Source organism: Mucilaginibacter sp., from assembly GCF_036383575.1.
GTDB lineage: Bacteria > Bacteroidota > Bacteroidia > Sphingobacteriales > Sphingobacteriaceae > Mucilaginibacter.
The window spans coordinates 1-5,482 of record NZ_DASVOB010000153.1; the positions used below are offsets into that span (position 1 = coordinate 1).

The window sequence follows — 5,482 nt, forward strand, 5'->3', positions numbered from 1 at the left end:
TGCTTTCCCAGTCGGAAGAGTTGCAGCTTCAAAAAGAACAGGAACGTGAGGCCCGGGAAGAAGCAGATAAAGCCAACCAGGCCAAAAGCATATTCTTAGCCACGATGAGCCATGAGATCAGGACACCGATGAACGGCGTTATTGGCATGGCCTCACTATTAGGCGAAACTGAGCTGAATGCCGAGCAGCGCGATTATACTGATACCATTATATCCTGCGGTGATAGTTTGGTAAATGTGATCAACGATATTCTTGATTTCTCCAAAATCGAATCAGGAAAAATGGAAATGGAGCAGGAAGATTTTGACCTGCGCCAGTGTATTGAGGAAGTGATGGATATCTTTTCGCAAAATGCTGCCAAACGCGAGCTTGAGTTGGTTTACCAGATCGATCCCGCCCTGCCCCAGCAGGTAATTGGCGACAGCTTGAGATTAAAACAAGTACTTACCAATTTAACAGGCAATGCCATCAAGTTTACCGAGCGCGGTGAGGTGTTTATTAAAGTGTTTTTATCCAAAAAAATTGGCGATAAGGAAATTGAGATAGGCTTTAGCGTTATGGATACCGGTATTGGCATCCCTGAGGATAAGCTCACGACCTTGTTCAATGCTTTTTCGCAGGTCGATTCATCGACTACGCGCAAATATGGCGGCACAGGGCTTGGGCTCGTGATCAGCGAGCGACTGGTTAAACTAATGGGGGGCGAAATCTGGGCTGAAAGCGTTTTTGGTGAGGGCTCAGTTTTTGTATTCACCATAAAAACAGCTATAAGCAATAAACAATCAAAACATATACCTATTGTTTTTAATGCCGAAGAGCTTGAAGGCAAAAAGGTGCTTATTATTGACGATAATAAAACGAACCGCTTTATCCTGCAAACGCAATTGGAGCAATGGGGAATCCAAACGGTGGCCGCAGCCTCTGGCAGGCTGGCGCTTGAGATCCTTACTGCCAATCATGGATTTAACCTGGTGATAACCGATATGGAAATGCCTGAAATGGATGGTGTTGGCTTGGCCCGGGAAATTAAAAGTACTTATAAAGACCTGCCGGTAATTATGCTGAGTTCCATCGGTGATGGCTCGAAGAAGAAATACCCGGGCTTGTTTTCGGCTATATTAACTAAACCGGTAAAACAATCGCAACTGGGCAAAAGCCTGCAGGCCGAGTTCCAGGGAAAAATACAGGTACCTGTTCCTGAAACAAGGCCAGATAAACTGCTGGATGTAAATTTTGCCAAGGAACACCCCCTCAATATCCTCGTGGCCGAAGATAATACGGTTAATCAAAAGCTTATTAGCCGGATGCTGGAGAAACTTGGCTATGAATTTGAACTGGCCCATAACGGGCACGAAACGCTTGATAAATTAAAAGCCAACCCTACTTTTGATGTGATATTTATGGATGTGCAAATGCCGGAAATGGATGGCTTTGAAGCAACCCGGCATATTCGTCAGTACGCTTTTAAGCAACCTTTTATCATTGCTATGACCGCTAATGCCGGTCCCGACGACCGGGATATGTGCATAAGCGAAGGTATGGACGATTATATTGCCAAGCCCATGAAAACCGAAGCGCTGATCAATGTTTTAAAAGGGGCTTACAAAATGATGAAAAATATAAAGAGCAAGTATGTTTAGCCGCTGAAACAACAAAGCGGTTATCGTGATGCCACGCCCCAGTAACAACTATTGCGAATTTTTTTTAAAATGGCGGGCGTTATGCTTGACACTTCATGCTGATATTTATTCTGACTATTGAGCAGGTACATGGTGCCGCTGGTGTTATTATAAACATATGAGCATAACCGGGTGGCCTCTCCATCTTCATCTTTCTTTACATCAACCCTGATGCCGTTGGTTTTATGGCTTGTATCTGGCGTTAAGGCCGGGGCTGACGCTTTTACCCAGTTAATAGTGTAATTTATACTTTGCGACGAAATACCGCTCGTGTTTTCCTTGTAGCTTTTACTGTCCTGTATAACAGCCAGCAAACATTTCACGCAGGGATCGCTTACAGTTGCCCCGCTATACTTTTTTTGCGGATTATTGATCACACTATCCTTTTTATCTGCTACTGTTACTACTGTTTTTGAGGTGTCACTTAATGCGGGAACTGGCTTCGATTGTTTATTTAATTGTTTACAGGCTGATAATGTCATCGCCAAAACACAAAAATAAATACATGGTTTAAACAGATTCATGGTCTATAAATTAGCACTTTATTTATATACACCATTTTAACTGTTTTTGTGTTAATGTGTTTTAGATATACCAAATGCGGTATTAAGCTATAAATTAAGTTTAAACAATTTAAACATAGATTTTATTGCATTTATTGGACAGGTAAAGGACAGTTTTTCTATAAAAATTTCTTAAAATTGCCTGATTTATTTTAACCCCTGCCGGTTAATTACCTGCAGGACTTAAACCATCATAACAATTTTTCAAAAACGGGGTTTACCTTGTTATAAATAACACTGCAGGCTTTGCAGGATATCATAATAAAATGACTAATAACGGTACAGGTTCAAATTTAACGGTTGATGTGGTTTTAATTGGCGCAGGTATTATGAGCGCCACCCTTGGTGTAATGCTTAAAGAGCTGCAGCCCGATCTGACGATTGAGATTTTTGAACGACTGGATGTCATCGCTGCCGAAAGCTCGGCCCCGATGAACAATGCAGGTACAGGGCACTCTGCTTTTTGTGAGTTAAATTATACTCCCCAGCTTCCTGATGGGAGTGTTGAAATAAAAAAAGCCATCAAAATTGCCGAACAGTTTGAAATTAGCAAACAGTTTTGGACTTATCTTATTGACCAGGGCCTTGTAAACAATCCACAAAGTTTTATCCGCAAAGTGCCGCACATGAGCTTTGTTTGGGGAGCTGAGAATGTTGAGTACCTGAAAAAACGCCAGCAGGCCCTTACAAAACATCACTTTTTTAAAGGGATGGAATACTCGGAGGATAAAGCACAGATCAAAAAATGGATCCCGCTGGTTATGGAAGGCCGCGATGCTGATGAAAAGGTTTCGGCAACGTTCATGGATATTGGTACCGATGTAAACTTTGGCAGTCTGACCAGCGCGCTGATAGACGAGCTTAAACAAAAACCTAACGTAAACATAAGCCTTAACCATGATGTAAGGGATATTAAGCGTAATGCCGATGGTACCTGGAAGATAACTGTAAAAGATAAAACCACAGGAAATAAAAGAAAGCTGAATGCCAAATTTGTTTTTGTTGGTGCCGGTGGTGGTGCTTTGCCCCTGCTGCAAAAGTCAGGCATTGCCGAAAGCAAAGGTTTTGGCGGCTTCCCGGTAAGCGGGCAATGGCTGGTATGTAATAACCCCGATGTGGTAAAACAACACGAAGCTAAAGTTTATGGAAAGGCATCGGTTGGTTCGCCGCCAATGTCGGTACCTCACTTGGATACCCGTATGATTGATGGCAAACGAGCTTTACTTTTTGGCCCATACGCCGGCTTTTCAACCCGTTTCCTTAAAAAAGGATCGCTACTTGATCTTTTTGGCTCTATTAAACTAAATAATATACTTCCCCTGCTTGCTGTAGGGCGTGATAACTGGCCTCTGACCAAATACCTCATCTCCCAGGTATTGCAATCGCCGGCCGATAGGCTTAACGCGCTTAAGGATTACATGCCAACAGCCAAAGCCGAAGAATGGGATTTGGACATAGCCGGTCAGCGTGTGCAGGTTATTAAAAAAGACGCTAAACACACCGGCGTACTGGAGTTTGGAACAGAAGTAGTAACCTCTGCTGATGGCAGTATCTCGGCCTTATTGGGTGCATCACCGGGTGCATCAACTTCGGTACCTATCATGATCCAGCTTATTGAGCGCTGCTTTAAAAATCAGGCTAAAACAGAAGCATGGCAGCAGAAATTCAAGGAGATGATCCCGTCATATGGTGAGTCATTAGCTAACAACGAGGCCTTGAGCGATGAAACAAGGGCAAGGACAAGCAAAGCGCTGGGATTGGTTTAAGTAGAAATTAGTATTCTCTGACTATTCGTGAAATAAGTAATTCTCATTTCTTTCGCGAATAGTTAAATATGTCTTTTTTTAATTTGCCTTTTTTATCCTTCTCAACAAGAGTTACATCCAGTTTATCCGGCGAAACCAACTGGTAAGTGATACGGACAGATTTATCCTTTAATTCAAAATCGGCCTTATTTTTTTCAATACCAACCAGATAAAATAACAGTGGCTTGTCTTTCTCCTCCCAGCCTATGCTGCCACGGTTGTAATGGCGCATTTTAAAAACAGGCAGGTGGTTTTGTTCTTCAATAACTACAAACTCATAAAATGCAGCTTTACCATCTTTAACCACCCTAAAACTGCTGATTATACTATCCCCCATCGGTTCGCCCCAAAACTCCTCCATATCGCCCCATCCGTTTTTTTGCGTCCACGTACCGGCCATGAAAGCCAATTGATTAACGCTTGCTTTGGTTACTTGTGCAAGGTTATTAATTGACAATAATACAAACCCGCTAACTATAAAGAAAACACACTTTAGAATCATGATATTATTTTAATAAATGATCAATTAATTAACCAAAACATACAATCAATTGAAAATCTAAATATTACAACGCACATCTTTCAAATATTATTTGAAAATATTAATAACTCGCGTATATTGCACACACCTAAATGTCAATATCTCCATTATGATCTCGCTGATTATTACCGTTCTATTTATTGTATTCATTATTTGTTTTGCATATTTCATTTATATTAAATATTCAGCAAAATACACAAGAGAGCGATTTGCATTTTTGGGGTTGACCATTATGTCAACTCTAATAACAAATTTCGTTTTACAAATTTATTCATCCCAAAATTACTATTCGGCATTCATTAATACTTCCAACCTTGTCTTTAAGACTCAAATATCTAGTTATCATGCCAATCTAAGCGATCATTTGCTCACTCTATTTTTGATTATAGTATTAATGAATTTCATCTTGAAACTTCACAAAAACTGGAATGGCCCAATAAGTGAAATCTTATACAATAGATATAGATTTCATGAAAGCTCTACAATTTTAAATGAAGCTATCCTTCAGCTAAAGGACTTTACAACGAAAGAAAAATTGATTGTTCCTTATTCTGAAAACGAAAAAAACGCCAATTACAACATTTTTAATTTTCAGGAAGAAGACAAAATGCCATGGTACGAAAATGTATTTGAACTACTGACGTTTTCTTCTATACAGTACAAAATAGATTTAGTAAAAGATTATTATACCGATGAAAAATGTTTCATTTCAAAGTACGGAATCAATAATGAACCAATAGCAATTTTATGCTCCATAGAATATCCCAAAATTAGCTCGATACGTCGTTTCGTTAATTTTGCCAAATCGCAAGAAAAAAAAATTTGCAAATTTATAATTGCGGTTAAAAATTTGGATGCCGATTCATATACTATAAATAGTCACGGAGAAGAAAT

General features: G+C 40.0%; 5 protein-coding genes. 3 read left to right on the top strand and 2 right to left on the bottom strand.

The window, feature by feature from the left end; all coding sequences use genetic code 11:
• Nucleotides 1–1,640 (top strand): response regulator (locus tag VF500_RS05560; RefSeq protein WP_330858723.1); only part of this gene is annotated, 1,640 nt, incomplete at its 5' end.
• A gap of 20 nt (nt 1,641–1,660) precedes the next feature.
• Here VF500_RS05560 and VF500_RS05565 read toward each other — a convergent pair.
• Nucleotides 1,661–2,203 (bottom strand): hypothetical protein, encoded by a 543-nt coding sequence (locus VF500_RS05565; RefSeq protein WP_330858724.1) that lies wholly within the window; start codon nt 2,201–2,203, stop codon nt 1,661–1,663.
• Nucleotides 2,204–2,508: 305 nt separating this feature from the next.
• On the opposite strand from VF500_RS05565, the gene VF500_RS05570 reads away from it, so the two are divergent.
• Nucleotides 2,509–4,008: a malate:quinone oxidoreductase gene (locus VF500_RS05570; protein ID WP_330858725.1), complete on the top strand. Its 1,500-nt coding sequence runs from the start codon at nt 2,509–2,511 to the stop codon at nt 4,006–4,008.
• A 43-nt stretch (nt 4,009–4,051) separates the two neighbouring features.
• Here the strand turns inward: VF500_RS05570 and VF500_RS05575 are convergent, their stop codons facing one another.
• Entirely contained in the window at nt 4,052–4,549 is a 498-nt protein-coding gene (locus VF500_RS05575) for a DUF6265 family protein (RefSeq protein WP_330858726.1), read from the bottom strand.
• 445 nt (nt 4,550–4,994) lie between these two features.
• On the opposite strand from VF500_RS05575, the gene VF500_RS05580 reads away from it, so the two are divergent.
• Nucleotides 4,995–5,482: hypothetical protein (locus tag VF500_RS05580; RefSeq protein WP_330858727.1), on the top strand; the 488-nt coding region annotated here is incomplete at its 3' end.